The following is a 23,193-nucleotide window of genomic DNA, read 5'->3' on the forward strand; positions in this document are numbered from 1 at the left end:
CGCCCCCATCACCGCCGTCCTGGACACCCCCGCCGCACGCATCCAGCTCATCGCCGCCGACCGGACCGACACGACCGTCCAGATCCGACCCGCCGACCCCGCCGACAAACGCGACGTCAAGGCCGCCCAGCGGACCACCGTCGCCTACGACGACGGCATCCTGCGCATCCAGAGCCCCACTCCCGGAAACCGGGCCCTCGGCCCCTCCGGCTCCATCGAGATCACCGTCCGACTGCCCACCGGCTCACATCTCCAGGCCAAGGCCGCCAGCGCCGAACTGCGCGGCGTCGGCCGCCTCGGAAACATCACCGTCGAAGCCGCCCAGGGCCCCGTCAAGCTCGACGAGACCACCAGCGCCCGTCTCACCCTCCTGGACGGCGACATCACCATCGGCCACCTGAACGGCCCCGCCCAGATCAGCGTCCACAGGGGCGACATCGACATCACCCAGGCCGCCCACGGCACCGTCGAACTGCGCACCGGGTCCGGCGACATCACCATCGGCGCCGCCCCCGGCGCCTCCGCCGCCCTGAACGCGGGCACCCCCTACGGCCGCGTCCACAACGCCCTCAAGAACGACGGCGCCACCACCCTCGACATCCACGCCACCACCTCCTACGGCGACATCACCGCCCGCAGTCTCTGAACAGCCGTGCCCCCGACCACCTGACGACTTACGGAGATCCGCGATGGAAAACGACAACGGCCGCTTCTCCAAGGCGGGGCTGCGCAGAATGCGCGACGTGCTGACACGCCATGTCGAGAGCGGGAGGATTCCCGGGCTCGTCGCCCTGGTCAGCCGGGGCGGTGAGACGCACGTCGAAGCGCTCGGAACGATGCGCCACGACGGCGGCGCGCCGATGCGCCGGGACACGGTCTTCCGGATGGCCTCGACGTCCAAGCCGGTCTCGATGGCGGCGGCGATGGTCCTGCTCGACGAGTGCAGGCTGCGGCTGGACGACCTGGTGGAGCAGTGGCTGCCCGAACTCGCCGACCGGCGGGTGCTGAGGCGGATCGACGGCCCGCTGGACGACACCGTGCCGACGCGGCGGCCGATCACCGTACGGGACGTGCTGACCTCCACGTTCGGGCTCGGCATCGACCGGAGCGCGCTGGGCACCCCGATCATGAACGCGGTCTTCGAGCAGGGGCTCACGCCCGACCTGCCGGAGCCGATGCCCGGGCCGGATGAGTGGACGCGCCGCCTGGGCACGCTTCCGCTGACGCACCAGCCCGGCGAGCAGTGGCAGTACCACATCAGCAGCGACCTGCTCGGTGTGCTCGTCTCCAGGGTCACGGGGCAGTCGTTCGAGGCGTTCCTGCGCGAACGCGTCTTCGAGCCCCTGGGCATGGGGGACACCGGTTTCCACGTGCCCGCCGACGGGATGGACCGGCTGCCGCCCCTGTACGTCCCCGACCCGCGGACCGGCGAGTTCCACGTGTGGGACCCGGCCGAGGGGGGACGGCACAGCCAGCCTCCGGCGTTCCAGGGCGGTGGCGGCGGGCTGGTCTCCACCGTGGACGACTACCACGCCTACTTCCGGATGCTGCTGAACCAGGGGATGCACGGAAGCGAGCGGATCCTGTCCCGGCCCGCCGTCCAGCTGATGACCACCAACCGCCTCACACTCGATCAGCAGGCCGCTCGCAACACCATGGCCACCGAGAACGTCCACGTGTCGTTCGGACAGGGGCAGCACGGCGGCTGGGGTTTCGGGATGGCGGTGCGCACCTACCGGGGTGACTACGCGCCAGTCGGCCAGTTCGGCTGGGACGGCGGAGCCGGTACATCGGCCTACGCCGACCCGGAGAACCGGCTCACCGGAATCGTACTCACCCAGGTCGGGATGTCCGTCCCGGACTCGGCGCGGCTGATCCACGACTTCTGGACCACGCTCTACCAGGCCTTCGACGACTGAGGCCGGGGCAGTGGCGGCGACGGTCCCGTCGGTGGGCGGTACACGGCCCCCCTCCCCGCTGCCCCGCGGTCACGGCGAAGGTCACCGGGTTTGCGGGGGCCGGCGTGCCGCCCCGGTCGGAGGGGCGCCCGCGCGGTCCGGCGATCTCCCTGCGCGAGCGCCCGGGAAATACCGGAGGAAATGAAAAGCCTCTGCCGCGAAGGCGCATCGCGGCAGAGGCTTTCACGAGAGACCGGCTGCTCACGAACCGGCGGGACTAGCGCGCGAAGAGCGTCCAGGAGCCATCACTGGTTTCGCACTTCCACTCGGTGTAGTCCACGTACGGCTCAGCCAGGTACTCCTTGGCCTCGGCGACGCATTCCTCCATCGTACCGGGCGCCCCGCCGACTACGTTCCAATCGTCCTCCGCGGCGGACGCGGTCCCCGCGGTCATCGGAAGAACGATCGCGGCAGCGCCTGCGACGAAACCGGCGGCGGCAAGAGAGCGCCACGACTTCATAAAACCTCACTCTGCTGCTATACGAACTGGCAGCGGTCGGCACAGCCAAGAGAAATGCGCCATCGAACAGTGAGAGACCCCGGTGCCCCGCTTCCCGATAATTCACAGGGCAGCGATCGAGGTCCTCTGAATCGGATCTGCGCCGTTCGCTCCGTGCCAAGACCGCCTTCGGCAGGCTACCTGAAGACCTCATCAAGTCGAGATAAAGCTATACATGCTCTTTTTCCCGCACAGTGGTTGCTGCCGGGGCGCGCGGAGATGGGCCGCGTCCCGGCGCGAGGACGCCCGGCCAGAAGGAGAGAGCGACATGGTCGGCATTCTCACCGGCACCGAGGCGATGGCCGTATGGAGTATTGGCCGCACGACTCCAAGGACGAATGCGGGCGTTCTTCCAAGGGTCGACGGGCCGGTCGGCCACCTAGCGGACGCACAGGGCTCGTCCGGGTTCCTGCGGGGGGGCGGGTTCGCGACCGATCCCGAAGGGGGAGGAAGGTGCGTACCCTCAGGCGGCCCCGGTGGGGCCGGGACCATCCCCGCGTGCGCGGGGAGCACGTCGACGAACCGCGAACCCACCGGCGGCGGGTAGCCGTTCTCCCGGCTCCCCGGGAATGGACAGAAAGACAGAAAGACAGAAAGACAGAAAGCCGAAAATCCCGGTCCCGGCAGGACCGCGGCCGTACAACACCGCCAGCGGCGCCTCGGCCCCGGCGACCTCGGCCGGTCCGGCGGGCGGGGCCCGATCGCGCCGAGTCAGACCGTGTCCCGCAGCAGGGCCGGCACCACGTGCTCCGACACCTCCGAGTGCACCTGGTGCAACCGGGTCTGCACCGCCCGGCGGAGCTTCGTCAGGCACTCGACCAGGGTGATGTCGTCCCCGACCAGCCCTCCCTTGGCCACCACCGGCGTTCCGTCCAACGGCCCTCCGCTCAGGTGCCCGTGCACCGTCAGCGGAACGATCTCGCCCCCCACGTCGAACGCGTGCACGTCCAGCTCGTCCAGCAGGCTGGCGACCAGGTCCCCACCGGTCAGGTACAGCCCGCTGGGCAGCGCGTGCGCGCCCGTGGTGTCCGCGACCTCGTTGACCACGTCCGCCACCAGCCGCGCGATCCGGCCGGGCAGTTCCGCGCGGACCTGGGCGGGCAGCTCGCGCACCCTGCCGGAGGGCGTCACCACCCGCAGCACGCACAGTTCCGGAAAACCCGACGAGGTGAGCTGCTCGGACAGCTCCCGCGCGGTGCGGTCGGCGACCTCGTCCGCGTGCTCCCCCACGCTGAACTCCACCGCGTCCAAGTCCACGAACCGCACCGCGCCCGTGCGCGCGACGGTGGCCAACTGCCGCCGTGTCAGCTCGGTGGTGCTGCCCACCACCCCCAGCAGCGGCCCGCGCGAACCCGCCTGTCCCCTCAACCGCAGCGCGTAGGCCAGCAGCGCCCCCGTGGGCCCGGGGTCGGCGGCCAGCCACACGATCCCCGTGTCGTGGTGCGCGGCGGCCGCCGCCTCGGCGATGTCGGTCAGGTGCTGCTCGGTGCTGGCGTCGCACACGACCACGGGCTCGTCACCGGCGAGCAGTTCGGCGGTGAGCATCGTCTGGGTCACCTGCCGCACGGGCACGTGGCGCACCGGAAGGTCGGTCTGGGCGGCGAGGATGTCGGCGACCGAACTCGTGGTCATCGGGCACAGCGGGTCCTCGGCCAGCTCGGTGCGCTCCAGAGGCAAACCGTTGAGGAACTGCAGCCCGTCCTCGGTGATGCGCCCCGAACTCGGGAAGGCCGGAACGAACAGCACCCGCACCCGCGTTCCGGCGGGCACGCGCTCGCGCACGGCGTCGTAGGTGGCCTCCAGCTCGGCACCGATGTTGCCGCGCAGCGTGGAGTCGGTCCGCTTGACCACCAGTCCCACCGGCCACACGGCCTCGACCACGTCCGTGACCAGGTCGGCGGCGTGCTCGGGAGGGACATGGCGGCTGTCCAGGTTGGCCACGACCACGTCGTAGTCCCCCACGACCCGGCTCACGTGTTCGGGAGTCACCGTGGCCACGCGCATCCCGGTACGGGCGAACCGGGCACCGGTGGCGTTGGCACCGGTGAGTTCGTCGGCGACCACGAGGACCTGGGCCACGGCGCGTCTCCTTCGGCGTTCGGTGAAACCCCGGGGCGAACTGGGGTGAGTCCTTCCAACATAGGCCCATGCGGACGGTCCGGGGGGCTCCCGGGCGCCCCGGAACGCCGGGAGACCGGGAGGCCGGAGCACGCAGGCTCCCCCGGACCCCTCGCGGGAGCCGGGAGTCAGACGTCGACCACCGACCGCGTGCGGGCGCTGCGCCGGGCCGCCTCGATGACCTCCAGTCCGTGGATCACCTCGTGCGGATCCACCGGCAGGGGCTCGCCCTCGCCGACCGCGTCGCGCAACCCGGCGTAGAACTCCGGGTACGCGCCGCGCGCGCTGGGCACCGGCCGGGTGCGGCCGTCCACCCCGAGCACGCCCCAGTCAGCCTCGGGGACCACGCCCCAGTCGGCGGCGTCGGCCCGGTCCCCCGCTGTCAGCCGGGCCTCCTGGCCGTCCATGCCGTGGCTCGTGAAGGCCCCCTCGTCCCCCAGCACCCGGAAGCGCGGTCCGCCCTGGGCGGTGAGCGCGCTCATCCACAGGTGGGAACGCGTGCCCCGGGCGTGGTCGAGGGCCAGGAAGACGTCGTCGTCGGCGTTGACGCCCTCGCGCCGGACGTCGATCTCGGCGTAGACGGACGAGACCGGGCCGAACAGGTTGACCGCCTGGTCGATCAGGTGCGGGCCCAGGTCGTAGAGCAGTCCGGCCCCGGCCTCGACCCCGCCGCTCTCGCGCCAGGTGCCCTTAGCCTGGGGACGCCAGCGCTCGAACCGCGACTCGAACCGGTGCACGCGGCCCATCCTCCCCTCCTCGATGAGGTCCCACAGGGTGAGGAAGTCGGCGTCCCAGCGGCGGTTCTGGTACACGGTGAGCACCCGGCCCAGCTTGTCCGCGAGGTCGGTGAGCTCCCGGGCCTGGAGGGCGGTGAGCGCGAAGGGCTTGTCCACCACCACCGCCAGGCCCGCCTCCAGAGCGGCCTGGGCGAGCGGGGCGTGGGTGTCGTTGGGCGTGGTGACGACGGCGATCTCGTAACGCCCGGCGTCGGCCCACAGTTCGGCGACGTTCGGGTACACGGTGACGCCGGGGTAGCGCGTCTCGGCGGCCCGGCGGCGGTCGGGGTTGCCCGTGACCACCGCGGACAGGCGCAGTCCCGGAACCGCGTCGATCAGCGGCGCGTGGAAGACCTCACCGCCCTTGCCGTAACCGATGAGGGCGACGTGCAGTTCGGGGCCGTCGTGTTCGGGTGTGCTCTGTGCCTCGGATGCGTCAGCCATGCCACCAATCTAGAGCGTGGCGCCCCAGCCCGCCGGTGACGGGCTGCACGTGCCGCTTCCTCGCGGTATCCGGGCGCCGTCAGCGCTCGGGGGCGGACACGGTGAGGCCGCCGGGCAGTGCGTCGAAGGCCCGGCGGTACCGGGCGAGCAGGTCGGGGACCGCGGGGGTCCCCGGCGCGGCGGCCCAGCCGTCCAGAGCGTGCCGGGCCGCGGAGGCGGCCATGTCCAGGGCGAGCCGCGAGCGCGGGTCGCCGTGGTCGCCGACCCCCAGCACGGCCAGGGCCCGGACCGTGGTGCGCTCGCAGAACTGGAGGTTGTGGGCGCTGATCGCCGGTGTGCTCACGGCAAGGCCCAGGCTGAGCCGTGCGGCGTGCGTCCACTCCGGGTCGGCCACGTGCTCCGCGGCTTCGAGGATCGCGTCGCGCGCCATCTCCACCAGGGGACGGCCGTCGGGCCCCCTCTCCTCCAGCACCCGCAGGAACTCCTCCCACAGGTCCTGCAACGGGGCCGCGGCCAGTTCCTCCTTGCTCGCGAAGTAGCGGAAGAAGGTGCGCTTGGAGACCTCCGCCGCCGCGCAGACCTCGTCCAGCGTGACCTGGTCGTACCCCGCCCGGGTGAAACGCTCCAGCGCGGTGTCGACCAGGGCCCGGCGGGTGCGGCGCTTCTTGCGCTCGCGCAGGGACTCGTCGGAGGCGGGGGCGTTGGGACGGGTGCTGGCCATGGCCGCAGTGTACCGAGACGGACCGCCACCCGACGCACATAGCCCCTTGGCCGCTTTGGCCCCTTGGGAGCCTTAGCCTCTTGACGCATAATGCCTCTCAGTGCCATATTCTGATCCCGCCCACCCCGTCCCGTGAAGGAGCCCGGACATGCGCGCCCTGGTCGTCGACCGCACCGCACCCCGCCGCCTGCGCCTCGGAGAGGCCCCCGAACCGGTTGCGGCCCCGCACCAGGCGCTGGTCCGCGTCACGGCCGCTTCGCTCAACTTCGGCGAGGTGGACACCGTCTCCCGCCTGCCCGACGGGACCGTGCCCGGGTGGGACGCCGCGGGATTCGTGGAAAGCCCCGCCGCCGACGGATCCGGCCCCGCCGCTGGGACCGCGGTGGTCACCTTGGGCGAGGCGGGGGGCTGGGCCGAACTGCGCGCCGTCGACACGTCCTTCTTGGGGGCCGCCCCGGAGGGCGCGGACCACGGAGCCCTCAGCACCGTCCCGGTGGCGGCCACCAGTGCTCTGCGCGCCCTGCGCGAAGTGGGGTTCCTCCTCGGCAGCAGGATCCTGGTCACCGGGGCCACCGGTGGCGTGGGACGGTACGCGGTCCAACTCGCCCGCATGGGCGGCGCGCACGTGACCGCCTGCACCGGTGAACCCCGGACCCGGGGCGCCGAACTGCGCGGCCTGGGCGCCCACGAGGTGGTGTCGGAACCCGGGGAGCCGGACTACCTGTTCGACGGGGTCGTGGACTGTGTGGGAGGCCCCCAGCTAGTCGCGGCCTTCGACAGGCTGGACGCCGGGGGGACCCTGGTGGCCGTCGGACACGTGACCGGGCGGCCCGAGCACTTCCCACTCGACGCGTTCCTCGTGGACGACGGGCGGCACGGCCGCTCCATCACCACCTTCCACCTCCAGAACGGCGTGGCTCCGGCCGGGGACCTGGGTTGGCTGGCCGGCCGGGTCGCCTCAGGAGACCTCGATCCGGGGATCTCGTGGCGGGGTTCGTGGGGCCGGGCCGACGAGGCCGTGGCCGCCCTCCTCGAACGCCGCCTGCGGGGCAAGGCCGTTCTGGAGCTCACCGCCGGGTGAGGCCGCACCGCCCGCCACCGTCCGTGTCCGGCGCGCGGAGACTGCCTGGAGTTCTCCCCGCCGACCTCGGCGGTAGGCGTCGGGACGACGGGCCTACGGCGGCCCGGCCCTGCCGATGCGCGGTGGACGCAGTGGGCACGGTGGACGCCGTTACCGGTCGTGACCGCGGGACGGGCTGGCCTCCGGTGCCCGCTGAGGTCGTCAGAGCTGGTCGATGCGGGCCCTGAGCAGGCAGAACTCGTTGCCCTCGGGGTCGGCGAGGACGTGCCAGGGCTCCTCCCCGCTCTGACCGATGTCGGCGAACACGGCCCCGGCGGCGAGAAGGCGTTCGAGTTCGGCGTCCTGGTCGCGGTCGGTGGCGTTGACATCGATGTGCAGCCGGGGCTTCGCCCTCTCCGGCTCCCCGGTGCGGCTGAGGATGATCGTCGGCTGCGGGCCGCCGAACCCCTCGCGCGGCCCGATCTCGATGCAGCCCTCCTCGCGGTCGAGCACGACGAAGTCCAGGACCTCGCACCAGAACCGCGCCAGCACCTCGGGGTCGCGGCAGGAGAGCACGAGCTCACTGATACGACATGCCATGGACGAAACCTGCTCTCCTCGTGGGGGCTGAAGGGGTGGCCGCGCGCGGGTCCCGTGGAATCCGCGGCGGCAGCACTCCGAGACCGTACCGGGTGAGGTGAGCGGGAGCGAGGGGATTTCCGGAAACCGTCCGGCCGGTTCTACCTGGCCGGACCGGGCCCGGCCAGACCGCCGGACACGGGTCGCCGGCTCCGCTCTCCGGACTCGCGGTCCGGGGTTCCAGGCTTCGGATTCCAGGCCCTCGGCCCCCGATCAAAGAACTCCGGCTCCGGTATCCGCACCCTTGGTTCAAGGGACGGCGTTCTCGGGCCGTCAGATCGCGTTGAGGCTTATGGCCAGTTCGTCGAGGCTCTTCACGACCAGGTCGAAGCGGTCCGTCGCGCGCGGAGGATCCCCGACGGGACGTTGGACGTAGGCGGTCTTCATGCCCAGGGCCTGCGCGCCCCGAAGGTCCCAGGCATGGGCGGCGACCATGAGCAGACGCTCGGGCGGGCAGCCCGCGTTCGCGATCGCGAGCCGGTACACGTCGGGATGGGGTTTGTAGCTGTGCGCCTCCTCGGCGGAGAGCACCTGGTGCCAGCGGAGCCCGGCGTGCGCGCTGATGCGGGTGAGCGCCGGGCGGCTGGCGTTCGACAGGCCGACCACCGTGAAGTACGAGGCGATCCGGTCCAGCGCGGAGGCGGAGTCCGGCCACGGCGCCAACCGCCGTGCGGAGGCGGCCAGCGAGCGGATCGCGTCCTCGTCGTCGACATCGGCCTCGGCCGCGACGTGCGCGGCCGCTTCGAGGTCGAGCACCGTGCTGTTGGCGTAGGGGCGGCGGCCCGCGAGGATCTCCTGCTGCTGATCGTCGACATGCCCGTTCCACGCCTCGACGAGCTCGCGCGTCCTCGCGTCGTCGATGTACGGGAGCAGTGTTCGGATGCCGCGCCCGATACCGCCGGGCTCATCGACCATGGTCCCCAGAACGTCGAAGACGATCACGTCCATGTCGGAGGGTGAAGTCACGAGAAACGCTCCCTAGGTTCCTCCGCTGCGCCACCCGGGAGGTGCGGGGGCTCAGTTGCAGGAGGGTTCAGCGGTCCGCCGGGCACGTGGTGAGCATAGTGCGCGTCCCTCCGCGCCCCCGCCGGAGGGGTCAGCGGCTCCAGCGGTTCCCCGGTCCCGGCGGCACCGGACGGTCGGCACGGCCAGCCGCAGCGCGGGACGATCAGCACGCGGAACGCACGGCACGGTCGACCGCTGTCCGGGCCGACCGGCACGGCCTGGACACCCGAGACCGGGACCACCGGCGCGGCCGGCCACCGCTCGGAGGGGCCAGCACCGTCAGCCGCCGCGCAGGGCGGTGCGCGCGGCCTCCAGGGTCGTGGTGCGGTAGGCGGCGCCGAACAGGCACAGGTGGACAAGCAGCGGGTGCAGTTGGTGCAGGGCGACCCGCGAGCGCCAACCGGACGCCAGCGGCGCCACCTCGTTGTAGGCGTCGCGGACCCGTTCCAGGTGGGGCAGGCCGAACAGTGCCAGCATGGCCAGGTCGGCCTCGCGGTGCCCGCCGTGCGCGGCCGGGTCGATGACCACCGCGTCCTGCGCCCGCCAGAGGACGTTCCCGCTCCACAGGTCGCCGTGGACGCGCGCGGGCTCCTCGGGGTCTCCGGCGAGGTCGGCGACGGCGTCGACCACCTTCTCGACCACCCGGCCGTCGGACGGGGTGAGGGAGCCCTGGTCCAGGGCCTGGCGCAAATAGGGGCGAAGCCGCTGTTCGGCGTAGAAGCGCGGCCAGTCCCGGGAGGGGGTGTTGTCCATCGCGAGGGGGCCGATGTAGCCGGGCCAGTCGGCGCCGAAGCGGTCGGAGCCGGTCAGGTGCATCCCGGCGAGCTGGCGGCCGAGGCGTTCGGCGGCCTGGACGGTGGGGTCGCGCTCCTCGATCCACGGCAGGACGAGGATGCGGTCGTCCCAGGCGACGACGTCGACGGCGGGTGAGCCGAAGGTGCGGCCCAGCCAGTCCAGGCCGCGCGCCTCGGCTGTGAGCACCCCGTTGGGCGGGGCTCCGCGCACCAGGGACTTGACGAACAGGCGGGTGCCGTCGGTGAGTTCGGCGTAGTAGATGTCCCAGTCGTGGCTGCTGCCCGCGCGTGCGGCCCGCCTGACGTCGCGGTCCAGCAGGACGGTGAGGCGTTCGGCCATGGTTCCGTCGACCGGGTCCCTGCGGCGGCCCTCCACGGGCCCGTCACCGCCGTCGCCTCCGAAGTCCCGCACGATCCGCTCCCCCCTCACCCGTGCTACCGCCTCAACCGGGTGACGAGTTCTCCGGTGAGGCCCTTGGCCGCGGACTCCACCATGTTCAGTACGGCGGTGAACCCGTCGTCGCCGCCGTAGTAGGGGTCGGGGACCTCCGGGTTGGGGCCGGTGCCGGGCGCGAAGGAGCGGAAGAGGCGGACCCGCGACATGTCGAACCCGTACTCCCCACCGTACTCGTCGACCACGCACCGGATCTCGTCGACGTTGTCCAGGTCCATGGCGAGGACGAGGTCCCGGTCGGCGAGGACACCGTGGGCGAACAGGCGGGCGGTGTGGCTGGTGAGGTAGCCGTGCACGCGCAGGGTGGAGGCCGCGCGCGGGTCCATGCCGCCGCCCACGTGCCAGTCGCCCGTGCCGAAGCTGTCCACCGCTACGAGATCGCTCATCCCGGCGCGTTCGAGGTCGGCGGCGAGGATCTTCTCCGCCATGGGCGAGCGGCAGATGTTGCCCAGGCACACCACACTGACGCGGTAGGGACCAGCGGGGTCACGAGGTTCCGGCAAGCTCATGCCCTTACCGTAACGAAAAACCGTTGCGGCCACGTGTTGTGGCTCCCGCGCGTTCGCCGGGCGGTACGGGAGGTCACGCGAGGCAGCGCGAAGCGGGAGGGGTGGGTGGCCCCCTGTATCCATGGAACCGCGCGCCGACGCGCCGCGGTAGCCCCCGCGCGCGGCTGTGGACGGCCCCGCGCGCGGCCCCGGGGCGAACACGCCCCGCGGGGCGGGCGCGCCGCCTACCCCTTGGGCAGGCGCACCACGCTGACGAAGAAGTCGTCGATCTGCCGGACCACCCGTATGAACTGGTCGAAGTCCACCGGCTTGGGAACGTAGGCGTTGGCGTGCAGGCGGTAGCTGCGCAGCACGTCCTCCTCCGCCTCGGAGGTGGTGAGCACCACGACGGGGATGTGGGCGAGGTCCTCGTCGTTCTTGACCTCCTCCAGCACCTCCCTGCCGTCCTTGCGGGGCAGGTTGAGGTCGAGCAGGATCAGGTGGGGACGGGGCGCGTCGGCGAACTCCTCCTCGCGACGCAGGAAGCGCAGCGCCTCGACACCGTCGGAAACCACGTGCAGGCGGTTGCCCAGCTTGTGTTCCTCGAACGCCTCCCTGGTCATCAGGACGTCGCCGGGGTCGTCCTCGACCAGCAGCACCTCGATGGGATGCACCAACATGACCTCACTCAAGCTTTCAGACCCCTGCTCAGGGTCCCGCCCCGTGACCGGGGGGAACCGTACCGCCACCGGTGCCGGGCTGGGTGGAGCGGGCGCCGCCGGGCCTGTCGCCCGGTTCGGCGCCGTCCTCCCCAGGGTCGTCCGTACCCGTGGGCTGTCGTGCGGCCGTCGGAGCCGAGTCCTCGGGGGTGTTCTCGGCGTCCTCGGTGCCCTCGTCCCCACTATCGGCGGTGAGGGGCTCGGCGGTTCCCCTGTCGGGGGCCGGGTTCTCGTCCTCCGCGGGGTCGGCGGGCAAGGACCAGCATATGCGTGTTCCGGTCCGACCAGAGTCACGGTCACCTGAGGTTTCGGCTTCCCCGGGGCCGGGAGAGCCGGTTTCCAGCCAGATCCGACCCCCGTGGAACTCCACGATCTTCTTGCACATCGCCAGGCCGATGCCGGTCCCCGTGTACTTGTCCCTGGTATGCAACCGCTGGAAGATCACGAAGATGCGCTCCGCGTACTGCGGTTCGATTCCGATCCCGTTGTCGGAGCAGCAGAACACCCACTCGTCACCGCGCCGTTCGACGCTGATGTGGACCCGGGGGTCCTCCTCACCGCGGAACTTCACGGCGTTGCCCACGAGGTTGAAGAACACCTGGGTGAGCAGGGTGCGGTCGCCCTGCACGGTCGGCATCGGGTCCCGGGTGACCCGGGCGTCGGCCTCCTCCAGACGGGTGGACAGGCTGCTCAGGGCGTCGTCCAGGGCGTCGTCGAGGGCGACCGGCGCGAAGTTCCTGACCCGGCCCACACGGGAGAAGGCCAGCAGGTCGTTGATGAGGGTCTGCATGCGCTTGGCGCCCTCGACCGCGAAGTCGATGTAGGAGTCCGCGCGCTCGTCCAACTGCCCGTGGTAGCGCCGCTGGAGCAGTTGGCAGAAGCTCGCCACCTTGCGCAGCGGCTCCTGGAGGTCGTGGGAGGCGACGTAGGCGAACTGCTCCAGCTCCAGGTTGGAGCGGCGCAGCTCCTCGGTCTGGTTCTCCATGAGGACGGACTGCTCCTGGAGCTTGCGCCTCGCGGAGGCGACCTCGTCCAGGTCCTGCACGATGCGCTCGCGCATGGCGTCCACGTCACGGCCGAGCCGGACGATCTCCGGCGGGCCGTGCAGGGAGATCCGGTGGGCGTAGTAGCCCTCCGACACCTGGCGCATGTGCCCGGCGAGTTCCTCCAGGGGGCGCAGGACCCACTGCTGGAGCATCACCCACAGGAACACGGACAGGAACACCACGACCAGGCCGACCAAGACCAGCAGGGCCACGACCTGCTGGGTGGCCAGGGTCAGGCCCTCGCGGGCCTCCTTGATCTCCGCCTCCAACTGGCTGGTGGTGGCGTCGCTGATCCGGCTGAGCTCCAGGAAGAGGACCCGGCCGCGCCGCAGCTCCTCCTGGGTGACCTCCTGGCCGCTGCTGACCTGCTCCAGGGCGGGCTCGGCGAACTCCTCGGTCCACACCCGGCCCGCCGTGAGCAGGTCGTCGACGTTGGTGGCCACCTCGGGGTTGTCCTCGGCGAGCTGGGCCAGGACGGCCTGGTTCTCCGTCAGCGTCAACTGGCTCTCGACGTAGGGCTGGAGGAACTCGCGGTCCTGGGTGAGGATGTAGCCGCGCAGGGCGTGGTCCTGGGTGAGGTAGGCCGAGTGCGTCTGCTCGACCGCGCTCACGGCGGGTGTCAGGGAGTCGACCTGGAGCGCCAGTGACTCGCGGGCCTGGAACGCCGCCAGGGTGATGACGGACACCGCCACGACCAGGACGACGGCGACCACGGCCAGCAGGCTCGTGACGCGCCGCCGCAGGCTCCACGACTGGTGGGGCGAGCGCTTCCCCGCGCGGTTGGTGCCGTTGACGAAGTGCGTGCCGCCGATCGAGGACCCGCCCCGCACGCCGGTGTCCGGGGCGGGCCCGGATTCCTCGGTCTCCATGGCCGTCCCCTCTCCGGTCGCGGGTCTCACTCGGGTTCCCCGTGGGTGATGAGCAGCATCGCCACGTCGTCCTGGAGCGGTCCGCCGTTGCTGCGCTCGGCCTCGTCAACCAGGCGTTCGGGCAGCCCGGCCAGGGAGGTGCCCCGTTCCAGCACGCCGGAGACCATCCGGCTCAGCCCCGCGACCTCCAGGCGGGCGGGCGGGGCGCCGTCGTAGGCGTCCACGAGGCCGTCGGTGTAGAAGAGCATGGTCGCCCCGGTGGGGAGCACGACCGTGTCGGTGTCGGTCTGTTCGACGGGGAAGACCCCCAGGGGCGGCTGCGGGGTGACGCGGGTCTCCTCGACGGCGCCGTCGCGCAGGACCATGGGCGGCGGGTGGCCCAGGACGCGGAGCCTGACCCGGTCGTCGCCGGTGTCCAGGCTGGCCATGCACAGGGTGGCGTACATCTCCTCCTGGGCCCGCTCGGTGACCAGGATGTCCTCCAGGTTGGGCAGCACCTTGTCCTCGTCGACGCCGCCCATGATGAGGGCGCGCCAGGCGATGCGCAGGCTGACTCCGAGCGCGGCCTCGTCGGGTCCGTGCCCGCTGACGTCCCCGATGATGACGTGGGTGGTGCCGTCTTTCTCGACCGCGTCGTAGAAGTCCCCGCCGACCAGGGCGCGCTTGCGGCCGGGGCGGTAGTAGGCCAGGTGTTCCAGGGGCGAGCGCCGGAGCAGGACCTGGGGCAGGAGTCCGCGTTCGAGGCGCATGTTCTCGCGGGCGCTCATGCGGGCCTCGCGCAGCTGGCGGGCGTTCTCGTCGGCGCGGCGGCGCTCCAGGGAGTAGCGCAGGCTGCGGCCGAGCAGGGAGCCGTCGACCTGGCCCTTGACGAGGTAGTCCTGGGCGCCCGCGGCCACGGCGGCCACGCCCTCGTGCTCGTCGTCGAGTCCGGTGAGGACGACGACGGCGGCCGCGGGCGCGCCCTCCAGGACCTCGCGGAGCAGGTCCAGCCCGTGGGCGTCGGGGAGGTTGAGGTCGAGCAGCACGCAGCCCCGGAAGTCCTCCAGGTGCCGGCGCGCCTCGGCGAGTGTGGGGACCCAGGTGATGTTCGTGGGCAGGGCCGTCTCGTCGAGCAGCTCCTCGGCGAGGAAGGCGTCCCCGGGGTCGTCTTCTATGAGTAGGACGTCAACCGGTTCGACAGCAGCCTCCACCCGCTCGTTCGGGACGGTGTCGTCGCCCAGGAAGGCCCCGTCGTGCGGGGCAGCATCGTTGGCGGAGGCGGCACGTGCCGCCTCCCCGCCGATCACCGTCACGGGATCGTGCCCTGTTCTCCTGGTATCCACTCATCGCCCTTGGTCTGCCGGTTCGTGGGTGCCGTGTCGCGCCGTGTGATCCCGGGGAGCGCCCCGGGTTCTCCCGGCGGTCCGGACCGCACGACACCCAAACGATAATCGCCCCGGTGACCTGTTGACCAGCGGCCGTGACGAGACACATCCGACGCCGGAGACCGGGATCACAGCCCTGTTCTCCCTGTGTGAGGGCCTGTTGGCCCGCGGTGGGCAACCCGCTGACGCTCCGCCCCGGCGCGCGGACGGAACGGGCATATGCCCATGCACGAGCACATGCAGGGTGTGACGGGGGACACGCGCTGGATTTCTTCGAGCGTACCCGAGCCCCCTCCGGACAGGTCGGCGCCCCTGCGGGGCCCGCCCGCAAGCGTGAAGGCGGCCCCCGGGGGGGGTGGAGCCCTGGGCGGCGAACCCGGCGAAGGAGAGGGGCCCGGCGACTCCGGCACGTCGACGGATTTTGATGACAGGGTGTCATATCCCTCTTGACAGCGGCCTCCGTCTAAATGACATGATGTCATAAACGTGTCGGACGGAAGGCGGAGGAGCACCGATGAGCGCAACGGCCGAGGTCCCCGAGACGACCGCCTCCGACACCACCGGACCCTTCTCCGAACGCCTGCGCGCGGCGACGTGGAGCGACCACCGGGCCGCCGAGGACCACGGGTTCACCCGGGCCCTCATGGACGGCACGCTCCCCCTGGACGGGTACACCGGGATGGTCGCCCAGCACTACTTCGCCTACGTCGCACTGGAGGAGACCGGCCGGCGCCTGGCGGAGGACCCCGTCGCCGGAAGGTTCCACTACCCGGAACTGGAGCGGGTTCCCGCGCTGGTCCGCGACCTGGAGCACCTGCTCGGCGCCGATTGGCGCGGCAGGATCGCCCCCACCCCGGCCACCCGCACCTACGCGGCGCGCATCGAGCAGATGGCCGACCACCCGGAGGGGTTCGTCGCGCACCACCACACCCGCTACATGGGCGACGTGTCCGGCGGACAGTTCATCCGCCGCGCGGCCGCCAGCACCTACGGCCTGACCGACGCGGCCGGCGTCTCCTTCTACGTCTTCGACGCGCTGGGCAGCCTGCCCCGCTTCCGCACCGGGTACCGGGAGCGGCTCGACTCCCTGGACCTGGACGAGGCCGCGGCCGCCCGCCTGGTGGCCGAGACCCGGCTGGCCTACCAGCTCAACACCGAGGTGTTCGCCGACCTGGGCCGGATGTACGCGGCGGGGACCGGGGCGGACGCCGACGCCGCCTGAGCCACGGCAGCGCGCCCGTCAGGCCTCCGGTGGCCGGCGGGCGCGCTCCTGGTGGCGGCGGGCCTTCAGTCGGTTGCCGCAGGTCCTCATCGAGCACCAGCGGGCGGTGTTGGCTCGGCTGCGGTCGAGGAGGAAGAGGCGGCACTCGTCGTTGCCGCAGGGGCGCAGCCGCCCGGGCCTGCGCTGCCGGACGTCGTACCAGGCGAGCACCAGTTCCACCGCGAGCATCCGCTCGGGCGGCGCCTGGAGGGGCCACCGCAGGTCCGACCCGTCGACCCGGGGGACCCGGGAGACCCCGTCGAGCATCCGCCGTATCCGCGCCTCGGGCACGGGGCCGCGCGTGGCGGCCTGGAGCGCGTCCCTCGCCGCCCGCAGCCAGCCGATCGCCGACGCGTCGTCCGAACCGCCGTGCTCGCGCGCCCACCGCCGCGGCGCGGCGTCATCGGCCCACAGGTCCCGCTGCCGCCCGTCCACCACCGGAGTGCTGTTCAGCGCTTCGAGCAGCGCTTCCTCGTCGATCATGTCGGCCCGCCTCCCGAACTAACCCTCTTCATCGACTTGACAGGTTACACCGCATCCGCTCCACTGGGGGTAGCGATAACCATCGAAGTTCATCTGGAGGGTTAGTCATGACGGAGATCCGCCACCAGTACGCCACCGTGCGCGGACACAGCGTCTTCTACCGGGAGGCGGGGCCCCGCGACGCGCCCGTCCTGGTGCTCCTGCACGGGTTCCCCACAAGCTCGCGCATGTTCCGCCGACTGATCCCGCGGCTGGCCGACCGGTTCCGCGTCATCGCCCCCGACCACCTCGGCTTCGGCCGCTCCGACGCCCCGCCCGCCGACGCGTTCGCGTACACGTTCGACGCGCTCACCGACGTCACGGAGGCGCTCCTGGCCGGGCTCGGCGTCACCAGGTACGCCGTGTACGTGCAGGACTACGGAGCGCCCATCGGGTGGCGGCTCGCGCTGCGCGACCCGGACGCGGTCACCGCGGTGGTCACCCAGAACGGCAACGCCTACGAGGACGGCTTCGTCCCCGAGTTCTGGGCGCCCGTGTGGGCCTACGCGAAGGACCCGGGGCCCGCGACGGAACCGGCGGTGCGCGGCGCCCTCGGCCTCGACGCGATCCGCTGGCAGTACCTGCACGGGGTGGAGCGCCCCGAACTGGTCGACCCCGACACATGGACGGCCGACCACCGCGACATCAGCCGCCCCGGCAACGACCTCGTCCAACTCGCCCTCTTCCGCGACTACGCCACCAACCGGCCCCTCTACCCGAGGGTGCACGCGTACTTCCGGGAGAGCCGTGTCCCGCTCCTGGCCGTGTGGGGGGCGGAGGACCGCATCTTCGGCCCGGACGGCGCGCGGGCCTTCGCCCGCGACCTGCCGGACGCCGAGATCCACCTGGTCCCCGGAGGCGGCCACTTCCTCCTGGAGAGCCACCTGGACGGCACCGCCGACCACGTCCGGGACTTCCTGACCCGTACGCTGACGGCGCCCCTGGGATGACGCCGCGCGGGCGGAGCCGGTGGCCCGCAGGTGCCGGTCCGGGCACGCCCGGGCCCGCTCCGCCCCTCCCGCCGCCACCGTCGCTCACGGTCACCGGACACCACCCGGATCCGTCCCGGGCGTGACACCATAGGAGGATGCCCAAGATCACGGCGCCGACCATCGCCGCCCACCGTGCCCGCACACGGGATCGCATCATGGACGCCGTCGACGAGCTGATCCGGACCCAGGGGATCGACCGCATCTCCATGACCGACGTGGCCAACTCCGCGGGGATCACCCGTACCGCCCTGTACAACTACTTCCCCGACAAGCCCGCGCTGCTCCTGGCCTTCACCGAGCAGGTCAACAGCGCGTTCGTGGAGCGGTACCGGCGCGAACTCCCCTCGGGCGTCTCGGCGGCGCGGCGGCTCTCGGCGTTCGTCCGCCTCCAGTTGGAGGGCATCATGGCGCATCCGCACCCGCCCGCCGCCGAACTGGGGGCCAGTCTCGGCCCGGACGCCTACCAGGCGCTCGCCGCCCACGTGGCGCCCATGCAGCGCCTGCTGACCGAGATCCTGGAGGAGGGCATCGCCGCGGGCGAGTTCGACCACCTGCCCGCCGAGCCCGTCTCCCGGCTGGCCCTGTCGATGGTCGGCTCCCAGCGCCTGCCCCTCGTCAGCGGGGAGATCGACCTCGACGAGACGCACGCCCTGGTCACACGGTTCGTACTCCGCGCCCTAGGTGTGGCGACCGAAACCGTGGACACCGTTCTTCCGCAAACCGCCGCGAGGAACACCCGGAGTCGTGAATCGTGAACACGTAGTCATAAAGGCTGGCCCATAACCTGCGCCACAACGTTGGCCAGGCGATATCGAGTCGCAACGGTACGGCGACATAGGTCAGAATCGGTGGCCCCGCCCCTCGGGCGGTCGCCCCTTCGACCGAGTGTGAGGCCCTCTCCGACGTGTCCCTCGTACTGATCCTCCTCGGCGCCGTCCTGGTGGCGGTCGCCGTGTTCGACAAGGTCCCCGGCTACGTCCCCGGGCGGATCCCGGCGCCCCGGCCAGGCCGCGGCGGCTCCGTGGCCGCCGCGCACAGCCCGGAGATGGTGCGCCCCCGCGTGAGACTGGTGTCGGCCCGGCTCACCGAACCGGGCAAGGCGCTGCTCACCACCCTCGGCGGAAGCGCGCTGATCGTGGCGTTCTTCCTCACGCTCTCCGGTCTGTGAACCCCGGCCGTCCCCCGAACGCGGACCGGCCGATCCGGCCGAGCAGCCGCGCCGGGGAGCCGTCGCCGCGTCCGGCCGGCTGACCGGGGTCGCGCGTGCTCCCGCCGCCGGCCATGCGCAGCAGCAGGCCGCCCGCGGCGGTGGCCGCGAGCCCGCCCGTCACCGCGGCGGCCGCGGCCAGCCGCTCGCGGAAACGGGTGTCGCGGTGCGCGGCCATCTCCGCGATGGCGCGGTCCGTGGCGCCGAAGGCCCCGCCGCACAGCAGCGGGTCGAGCTCGTGGGGCCGCCACCGCGCCCGCCAGGGGCTCAGCGGAGGCAGCCCGCCTGGCACCGACGCCGTGCGCGGCTTCCAGCGGACGGGCCCCGCCGCGCCGCCCGGGCCGGGGGCCGGGTCCGGCACCGCGAGCCGTTTGGGCGCGGGACCGCCGTAGCGCAGTTCGCCGGGGGCGTTGGCGAGCATCTCCGCGAGCAGCTTGGCGCAGGCACGGGCGTCGCCCAGCGCGGTGTGCTGTCCGGTCGGCCAGTCTCCGCTGAGCCGGTGGGAGGCCTTGGGCAGCGAGTACCGCTCCAGCTCCACCTGTGAGCGCAGCGCGCGCAGCGTGCACAGCCCGGCCTGGCCCGTGGGCAGCCCGGCGGGCACCAGCTCCGAGGCGAGGAAGCGCTGTTCGAAGTCGAGGTTGTGGCCGACCACGACCGCCCCGGAGAGCAGTTCGGTCAGTCTGGGCGCCACCTGGGCCGCGGTCGGGGCGCCCACGGTGTCGCCCTCGCCGATGCCGTGGAACTCCCGGCCGCCCACCGGCCCGCGCGGGTCGACCAGGGTGCTGAACTCCTCCACGAACTTGCCGTCGCCGCGCACGCGCACCACGGCGATCTCCACGATGCGCGCGCCCTCGCGCGGTTCGAGGCCGGTGGTCTCCATGTCGAGCACCGCGTACTCCAGGTCCGCCGCCCGCATGCCGACCCCGCGCCGGGTCAGCGCGCCCATCCGCAGCGTTCCCATCGTGTGCCCCACTCCTTCGTCCCTCGTGCCGAACGGCTGTCACGCCTCTCCGCGTACCGGCAACGACCTTACTCCCCGCGTCCGACAGCGGACCCCGCGCACGTGGCGGGCCGTTCCCGGCGGCGATGCGGCCGACCGGTCCCCGGACCGCGGGGCGGCTCCGGCCGGACCGGTTCCGCGACCGCGGGGCGACCGGAAGAAAGGGGGGTTATGTAACGTTCTCAATCGTGTCCACCCACAGGCGGACACTCCACGCGCACCCTGACCAGGCCTCAACGGCGAGGAGAAGCCCGCATGCCCCAGAGCCCGCTGCCCGAGTACGTCCCCCTGGCGCAGGTCGTACGGTCCGGAATGCTGGAGAGCGTCCACTACGGCGCGGTCGTCGGACTGGCCGCGGACGGCCGGATCGCCTACGCGCGCGGCCCCGTGCACCAGCCCATGTTCCCGCGCTCCTCCGCCAAGCCCTTCCAGGCGCTGGCGATGCTGCGGGCGGGCGCACGCCTGGAGGGGCCCTCGCTGGCCATCGCCGCGGGCAGCCACTCCGGTGAGGAGGCGCACACCGCCGAGACCGAGCGCATCCTGGCCGCGGCCGGGCTCACCGCCGACGACCTGGGCTGTCCCCCGGCCGCCCCCGGCGGCAAGGACGCGCGCGCCGCGTTCGTGCGCGCCGGACGCGAGCCCGAGCGCGTGCTGATGAACTGCTCGGGCAAGCACGCGGGCATGCTCGCCGCCTGCGTAGCCCAAGGGTGGAGCACCGGGGACTACCTGGAAGCCGGACACCCCTTCCAGGTCCTGGTCCGCGAGACCATCGAGGAGTTGTGCGAGGAGCCGGTCGCGCACACCGCCGTGGACGGCTGCGGGGCTCCCCAGATGGCGGTCTCCCTGGCCGGTCTGGCCCGCGGCCTGTGGCGCATGCGCACCGCACCCGAGGGCGGACCGGAACGGGCCGTGGTCGAGGCGATGAGCGCCCACCCGCTGTACGTGGCGGGCAGCGACCGGATCGACACCGACCTCATGAGGCGGATGCCCGGCCTGGTCGCCAAGGTCGGCGCCGACGGGGTGCTCGTGCTCAGCGCCGCCACCGGCGAGACCGTCGCCGTCAAGATCAGCGACGGGGACGCAGAGGAGCGGGCGCGTACTCTGGTCGCACTCGACGCGCTGCGGACCCTCGGTGTGGACGTCTCCCCCGTCCAGGACCGGTTGCGCGTGGACGTCCTCGGAGGCGGCGCCCCCGTCGGCGAGGTCCGCCCGCTCTGACGAACCCCGTCCTCGGGGAACCACCACCGGAAGGGACACCACCGTGCGGGACACCCTCAACGACATCGTCGTCGTCGGCGCGGGGATGGCCGGGCTGCACACGGCCGAGGCGCTGCGCGAACGCGGGTACGAGGGGCGGCTGACGCTCCTGGGCGAGGAGGCGCACCGGCCCTACTCGCGGCCTCCGCTGTCCAAGGAGGTCCTGACCGGGGTGGGCATGGATCCCTCGGGGGGCGGCCCGGGCTGGCTGGTGGGCCACCGTGCGCTGCGCCTGCGCGAGGACGAGGCCGTGGACGCGCTGGACCTGGACTTCCGCCCGGGCAGCCGGGCCGTGGGGCTGGACACCGCCGCCCGTGAGGTGAGCGTGTCCGGGCCGGGCGGCGCCGCCTCGACGGTGCGCTACGACGGCCTGGTGATCGCCACGGGCGCGCGTGCGCGCCGTCCCGCCACCGACCTGGCGGGCGTGTACGTGCTGCGCACCCTGGACGACGCCGAGGCGGTGCGGTCGGAGTTCGGCTCCGGCGGCCGGCTGGTGGTGGTCGGGGCCGGTTTCGTCGGCGCCGAGGTGGCGGCCAGCGCCCGCGCCGTGGGCATGGACGTGACCCTGGTGGAGGCGGCGCCCACCCCGCTGACCCGGGTCGTGGACCCGAGGATCGGCGAGGTCCTGACGGAGCTGCACCGGGAGAACGGCGTCGACGTGCGCCTGGGCGTGGGCGTGGCCGGTTTCGAGGGCCGGGACCGGGTGGAGCGGGTCCGGCTCGCCGACGGCTCGGCGGTGGAGGCCTCCCTCGTGGTCGCCGGGATCGGCGTGCACCTGAACACCGGGTGGCTGCGCGGGTCCGGGGTGGAGCTGCTGGCCGACGGCTCGGTGGCGTGCGACGAGTACTCCGCGGCCTCGGCGCCGAACGTGTACGCGGTCGGCGACCTGGCGAACTGGCCGCACCCGCGCTACGGCGGGCGGATCCGCCTGGAGCACTGGACCAACGCGGGCGAGCAGGGCGAGGCCGCGGCGCACAACCTGCTGGCGGGCGACGGCGGGCGCACGCCCTTCACTCCGGTGCCCTACTTCTGGTCCGACCAATACAAGATGAAGGTCCAGCTGTTGGGACAGGGCGCGCCCGCCGATCAGGTCACCTTCGTGCACGGCTCCCCGGAGGACCGAAAGTTCGTGGCCTTCCTCGGCCGGGGCGGAATGCTCACCGGTGTGATGGGACTGCGCTCCACGCCCAGGACCATGCGCTACCGGGGTCTGCTGGAGAAGCCGACGACGTGGGACGAGGCGCTGGCGGCCGCGGGGGTCACTCCCGCACGGTGATGGCCCTCTTGGGGCACAGGCGCTCGGCCCGGCGGACGCGTTCGTGCGACGCGGCGGCGGGCTCCCCGGTGAGCAGGTAGAGGAAGTCGTCGTCGCGGACCTCGAAGACCTCCGGTGCGGCGGCCGCGCACAGGGCGTTGCTCTCGCACTGGTCGTAGTCGACCTCGACTCGCATCGTCGCTGGACTCCTCGCGCGGAAGGGGTGTGACCCCCGACTCTAGCCGGGGCGTGCGTGCTGTACGGACTCGCGCGGACTTGTACGGGCGCACCGGCCCGTGTGCATAAATTCTCTTTCGTCCACAAAAAGGATGTTGTGTGAACCGCCGGTGCGCACACGCTGTCCCACTACCGACAGCAGCGGGCCGTCCGGTGCCCTCGGGAAAGGGGCACACGGGTGATCGAGGACGAGACCACCGGGAATCCCGGGAGCCGTGGGTCGGCGGCGGAGGCCGCCCCCGTACCGGAACCGGACAGGACCCCGCGCCTCAGGATCCGGCAGGGCAGGCGGAGCGGGAGGGCCGGCCGGGACAGGCGGGACCACCGGGGCAGACCGGTCAGTCGGGTCCGCTGGAAGCTTCAGGACAGCCGTGTCTGGAGGGGCTGGCGGGGCCACCAATACCGCTTCCACCGGTAACGGCGAAACCGCTACCGCTGAGGCCACCGGGTCCGCCCCAGGGAGCGCACCCTCAACCGGGCCCCTCACGCCGATGCCGCTGCCACCGCC

The 23,193-nt window shown here is 72.4% G+C and carries 23 protein-coding genes; 9 read left to right on the forward strand and 14 right to left on the reverse strand.

The genetic code is table 11. From position 1 onward, the window contains the following. Both ABD54_RS16655 and ABD54_RS16660 read left to right on the forward strand, forming a co-directional pair. On the forward strand, positions 1 to 646 hold a 646-nt coding region (locus ABD54_RS16655; RefSeq protein WP_152692050.1), incomplete at its 5' end, for a DUF4097 family beta strand repeat-containing protein. A 43-nt stretch (positions 647 to 689) separates the two neighbouring features. Then, positions 690 to 1,919: a serine hydrolase gene (locus ABD54_RS16660; RefSeq protein ID WP_047870416.1), complete on the forward strand. Its 1,230-nt coding sequence runs from the start codon at positions 690 to 692 to the stop codon at positions 1,917 to 1,919. A gap of 256 nt (positions 1,920 to 2,175) precedes the next feature. Here the strand turns inward: ABD54_RS16660 and ABD54_RS29060 are convergent, their stop codons facing one another. The 4 genes from ABD54_RS29060 to ABD54_RS16680 form a co-directional block, all read right to left on the reverse strand. Further along, positions 2,176 to 2,352 (reverse strand): hypothetical protein, encoded by a 177-nt coding sequence (locus tag ABD54_RS29060; protein WP_235432087.1) that lies wholly within the window; start codon positions 2,350 to 2,352, stop codon positions 2,176 to 2,178. Between the two features lie 816 nt (positions 2,353 to 3,168). Continuing rightward, complete coding sequence (locus ABD54_RS16670) at positions 3,169 to 4,536, reverse strand: four-carbon acid sugar kinase family protein (RefSeq protein WP_047870418.1); 1,368 nt, start codon at positions 4,534 to 4,536, stop codon at positions 3,169 to 3,171. A gap of 167 nt (positions 4,537 to 4,703) precedes the next feature. After that, positions 4,704 to 5,795, reverse strand: a complete 1,092-nt coding sequence (locus ABD54_RS16675; RefSeq protein ID WP_047870419.1) for a Gfo/Idh/MocA family oxidoreductase — start codon at positions 5,793 to 5,795, stop codon at positions 4,704 to 4,706. Between the two features lie 79 nt (positions 5,796 to 5,874). After that, positions 5,875 to 6,516, reverse strand: a complete 642-nt coding sequence (locus ABD54_RS16680) for a TetR family transcriptional regulator (RefSeq protein WP_047870420.1) — start codon at positions 6,514 to 6,516, stop codon at positions 5,875 to 5,877. Between the two features lie 148 nt (positions 6,517 to 6,664). Between ABD54_RS16680 and ABD54_RS16685 the strand changes: the two genes are divergently transcribed. Next, complete coding sequence (locus ABD54_RS16685) at positions 6,665 to 7,597, forward strand: zinc-binding dehydrogenase (protein ID WP_047870421.1); 933 nt, start codon at positions 6,665 to 6,667, stop codon at positions 7,595 to 7,597. A gap of 201 nt (positions 7,598 to 7,798) precedes the next feature. Here ABD54_RS16685 and ABD54_RS16690 read toward each other — a convergent pair whose 3' ends face one another. From ABD54_RS16690 to ABD54_RS16720, 7 genes are all read right to left on the reverse strand, one after another. Then, positions 7,799 to 8,176: a VOC family protein gene (locus ABD54_RS16690; protein WP_047870422.1), complete on the reverse strand. Its 378-nt coding sequence runs from the start codon at positions 8,174 to 8,176 to the stop codon at positions 7,799 to 7,801. 312 nt (positions 8,177 to 8,488) lie between these two features. Further along, positions 8,489 to 9,181: a haloacid dehalogenase type II gene (locus ABD54_RS16695; protein ID WP_047870423.1), complete on the reverse strand. Its 693-nt coding sequence runs from the start codon at positions 9,179 to 9,181 to the stop codon at positions 8,489 to 8,491. A 318-nt stretch (positions 9,182 to 9,499) separates the two neighbouring features. Beyond that, entirely contained in the window at positions 9,500 to 10,426 is a 927-nt protein-coding gene (locus ABD54_RS16700; RefSeq protein WP_047870437.1) for a fructosamine kinase family protein, read from the reverse strand. Between the two features lie 23 nt (positions 10,427 to 10,449). Continuing rightward, positions 10,450 to 10,977 (reverse strand): low molecular weight protein-tyrosine-phosphatase, encoded by a 528-nt coding sequence (locus ABD54_RS16705; RefSeq protein ID WP_047870424.1) that lies wholly within the window; start codon positions 10,975 to 10,977, stop codon positions 10,450 to 10,452. Between the two features lie 224 nt (positions 10,978 to 11,201). Further along, positions 11,202 to 11,636: a response regulator gene (locus ABD54_RS16710; protein WP_013151498.1), complete on the reverse strand. Its 435-nt coding sequence runs from the start codon at positions 11,634 to 11,636 to the stop codon at positions 11,202 to 11,204. Between the two features lie 28 nt (positions 11,637 to 11,664). Next, positions 11,665 to 13,590 (reverse strand): sensor histidine kinase, encoded by a 1,926-nt coding sequence (locus ABD54_RS16715; protein WP_082166860.1) that lies wholly within the window; start codon positions 13,588 to 13,590, stop codon positions 11,665 to 11,667. Between the two features lie 26 nt (positions 13,591 to 13,616). After that, a complete protein-coding gene (locus ABD54_RS16720) occupies positions 13,617 to 14,882 on the reverse strand; it encodes a PP2C family protein-serine/threonine phosphatase (RefSeq protein WP_047870425.1) in 1,266 nt (421 codons plus the stop codon). Between the two features lie 586 nt (positions 14,883 to 15,468). On the opposite strand from ABD54_RS16720, the gene ABD54_RS16725 reads away from it, so the two are divergent. Beyond that, positions 15,469 to 16,176 (forward strand): heme oxygenase (biliverdin-producing), encoded by a 708-nt coding sequence (locus ABD54_RS16725; RefSeq protein WP_047870426.1) that lies wholly within the window; start codon positions 15,469 to 15,471, stop codon positions 16,174 to 16,176. Positions 16,177 to 16,194: 18 nt separating this feature from the next. Here ABD54_RS16725 and ABD54_RS16730 read toward each other — a convergent pair whose 3' ends face one another. Further along, positions 16,195 to 16,698: a CGNR zinc finger domain-containing protein gene (locus ABD54_RS16730; protein WP_047870427.1), complete on the reverse strand. Its 504-nt coding sequence runs from the start codon at positions 16,696 to 16,698 to the stop codon at positions 16,195 to 16,197. A 107-nt stretch (positions 16,699 to 16,805) separates the two neighbouring features. Here ABD54_RS16730 and ABD54_RS16735 point away from each other — a divergent pair, with 107 nt between their 5' ends. From ABD54_RS16735 to ABD54_RS16745, 3 genes are all read left to right on the forward strand, one after another. Then, a complete protein-coding gene (locus tag ABD54_RS16735; RefSeq protein ID WP_047870428.1) occupies positions 16,806 to 17,687 on the forward strand; it encodes an alpha/beta fold hydrolase in 882 nt (293 codons plus the stop codon). A gap of 137 nt (positions 17,688 to 17,824) precedes the next feature. Then, on the forward strand, positions 17,825 to 18,484 hold the full coding sequence (locus ABD54_RS16740; protein ID WP_047870429.1) for a TetR/AcrR family transcriptional regulator: 660 nt from the start codon (positions 17,825 to 17,827) through the stop codon (positions 18,482 to 18,484). Positions 18,485 to 18,633: 149 nt separating this feature from the next. Beyond that, positions 18,634 to 18,897, forward strand: a complete 264-nt coding sequence (locus ABD54_RS16745) for a hypothetical protein (protein ID WP_047870430.1) — start codon at positions 18,634 to 18,636, stop codon at positions 18,895 to 18,897. Here the strand turns inward: ABD54_RS16745 and ABD54_RS16750 are convergent. Next, on the reverse strand, positions 18,878 to 19,897 hold the full coding sequence (locus ABD54_RS16750) for a PolC-type DNA polymerase III (protein WP_047870431.1): 1,020 nt from the start codon (positions 19,895 to 19,897) through the stop codon (positions 18,878 to 18,880). The genes ABD54_RS16745 and ABD54_RS16750 overlap by 20 nt on opposite strands. A 294-nt stretch (positions 19,898 to 20,191) precedes the next feature. On the opposite strand from ABD54_RS16750, the gene ABD54_RS16755 reads away from it, so the two are divergent. After that, on the forward strand, positions 20,192 to 21,154 hold the full coding sequence (locus ABD54_RS16755) for an asparaginase (protein WP_047870432.1): 963 nt from the start codon (positions 20,192 to 20,194) through the stop codon (positions 21,152 to 21,154). A gap of 43 nt (positions 21,155 to 21,197) precedes the next feature. Further along, a complete protein-coding gene (locus ABD54_RS16760) occupies positions 21,198 to 22,469 on the forward strand; it encodes an NAD(P)/FAD-dependent oxidoreductase (protein ID WP_047870433.1) in 1,272 nt (423 codons plus the stop codon). Here the strand turns inward: ABD54_RS16760 and ABD54_RS16765 are convergent. After that, positions 22,453 to 22,644, reverse strand: coding sequence for a ferredoxin (locus ABD54_RS16765; protein ID WP_047870434.1), 192 nt, complete (start codon positions 22,642 to 22,644; stop codon positions 22,453 to 22,455). The genes ABD54_RS16760 and ABD54_RS16765 overlap by 17 nt on opposite strands. Between the last annotated feature and the right edge of the window lie 549 nt (positions 22,645 to 23,193).

It is taken from the genome of Nocardiopsis sp. RV163 (assembly GCF_001029525.1).
GTDB classification, from domain to species: domain Bacteria; phylum Actinomycetota; class Actinomycetes; order Streptosporangiales; family Streptosporangiaceae; genus Nocardiopsis; species Nocardiopsis dassonvillei.

Excerpts from the sequence above, each read along its gene's own strand:
- ABD54_RS16660 (WP_047870416.1), top strand. The coding sequence starts at position 690 with ATGGAAAACGACAACGGCCGCTTCTCCAAGGCGGGGCTGCGCAGAATG.
- ABD54_RS29060 (WP_235432087.1), bottom strand. The coding sequence starts at position 2,352 with ATGACCGCGGGGACCGCGTCCGCCGCGGAGGACGATTGGAACGTAGTC.
- ABD54_RS16675 (WP_047870419.1), bottom strand. The coding sequence starts at position 5,795 with ATGGCTGACGCATCCGAGGCACAGAGCACACCCGAACACGACGGCCCC.
- ABD54_RS16680 (WP_047870420.1), bottom strand. The coding sequence starts at position 6,516 with ATGGCCAGCACCCGTCCCAACGCCCCCGCCTCCGACGAGTCCCTGCGC.
- ABD54_RS16685 (WP_047870421.1), top strand. The coding sequence starts at position 6,665 with ATGCGCGCCCTGGTCGTCGACCGCACCGCACCCCGCCGCCTGCGCCTC.
- ABD54_RS16690 (WP_047870422.1), bottom strand. The coding sequence starts at position 8,176 with ATGGCATGTCGTATCAGTGAGCTCGTGCTCTCCTGCCGCGACCCCGAG.
- ABD54_RS16705 (WP_047870424.1), bottom strand. The coding sequence starts at position 10,977 with ATGAGCTTGCCGGAACCTCGTGACCCCGCTGGTCCCTACCGCGTCAGT.
- ABD54_RS16710 (WP_013151498.1), bottom strand. The coding sequence starts at position 11,636 with ATGTTGGTGCATCCCATCGAGGTGCTGCTGGTCGAGGACGACCCCGGC.
- ABD54_RS16715 (WP_082166860.1), bottom strand. The coding sequence starts at position 13,590 with ATGGAGACCGAGGAATCCGGGCCCGCCCCGGACACCGGCGTGCGGGGC.
- ABD54_RS16725 (WP_047870426.1), top strand. The coding sequence starts at position 15,469 with ATGAGCGCAACGGCCGAGGTCCCCGAGACGACCGCCTCCGACACCACC.
- ABD54_RS16730 (WP_047870427.1), bottom strand. The coding sequence starts at position 16,698 with ATGATCGACGAGGAAGCGCTGCTCGAAGCGCTGAACAGCACTCCGGTG.
- ABD54_RS16735 (WP_047870428.1), top strand. The coding sequence starts at position 16,806 with ATGACGGAGATCCGCCACCAGTACGCCACCGTGCGCGGACACAGCGTC.
- ABD54_RS16740 (WP_047870429.1), top strand. The coding sequence starts at position 17,825 with ATGCCCAAGATCACGGCGCCGACCATCGCCGCCCACCGTGCCCGCACA.
- ABD54_RS16750 (WP_047870431.1), bottom strand. The coding sequence starts at position 19,897 with ATGGGAACGCTGCGGATGGGCGCGCTGACCCGGCGCGGGGTCGGCATG.
- ABD54_RS16755 (WP_047870432.1), top strand. The coding sequence starts at position 20,192 with ATGCCCCAGAGCCCGCTGCCCGAGTACGTCCCCCTGGCGCAGGTCGTA.
- ABD54_RS16765 (WP_047870434.1), bottom strand. The coding sequence starts at position 22,644 with ATGCGAGTCGAGGTCGACTACGACCAGTGCGAGAGCAACGCCCTGTGC.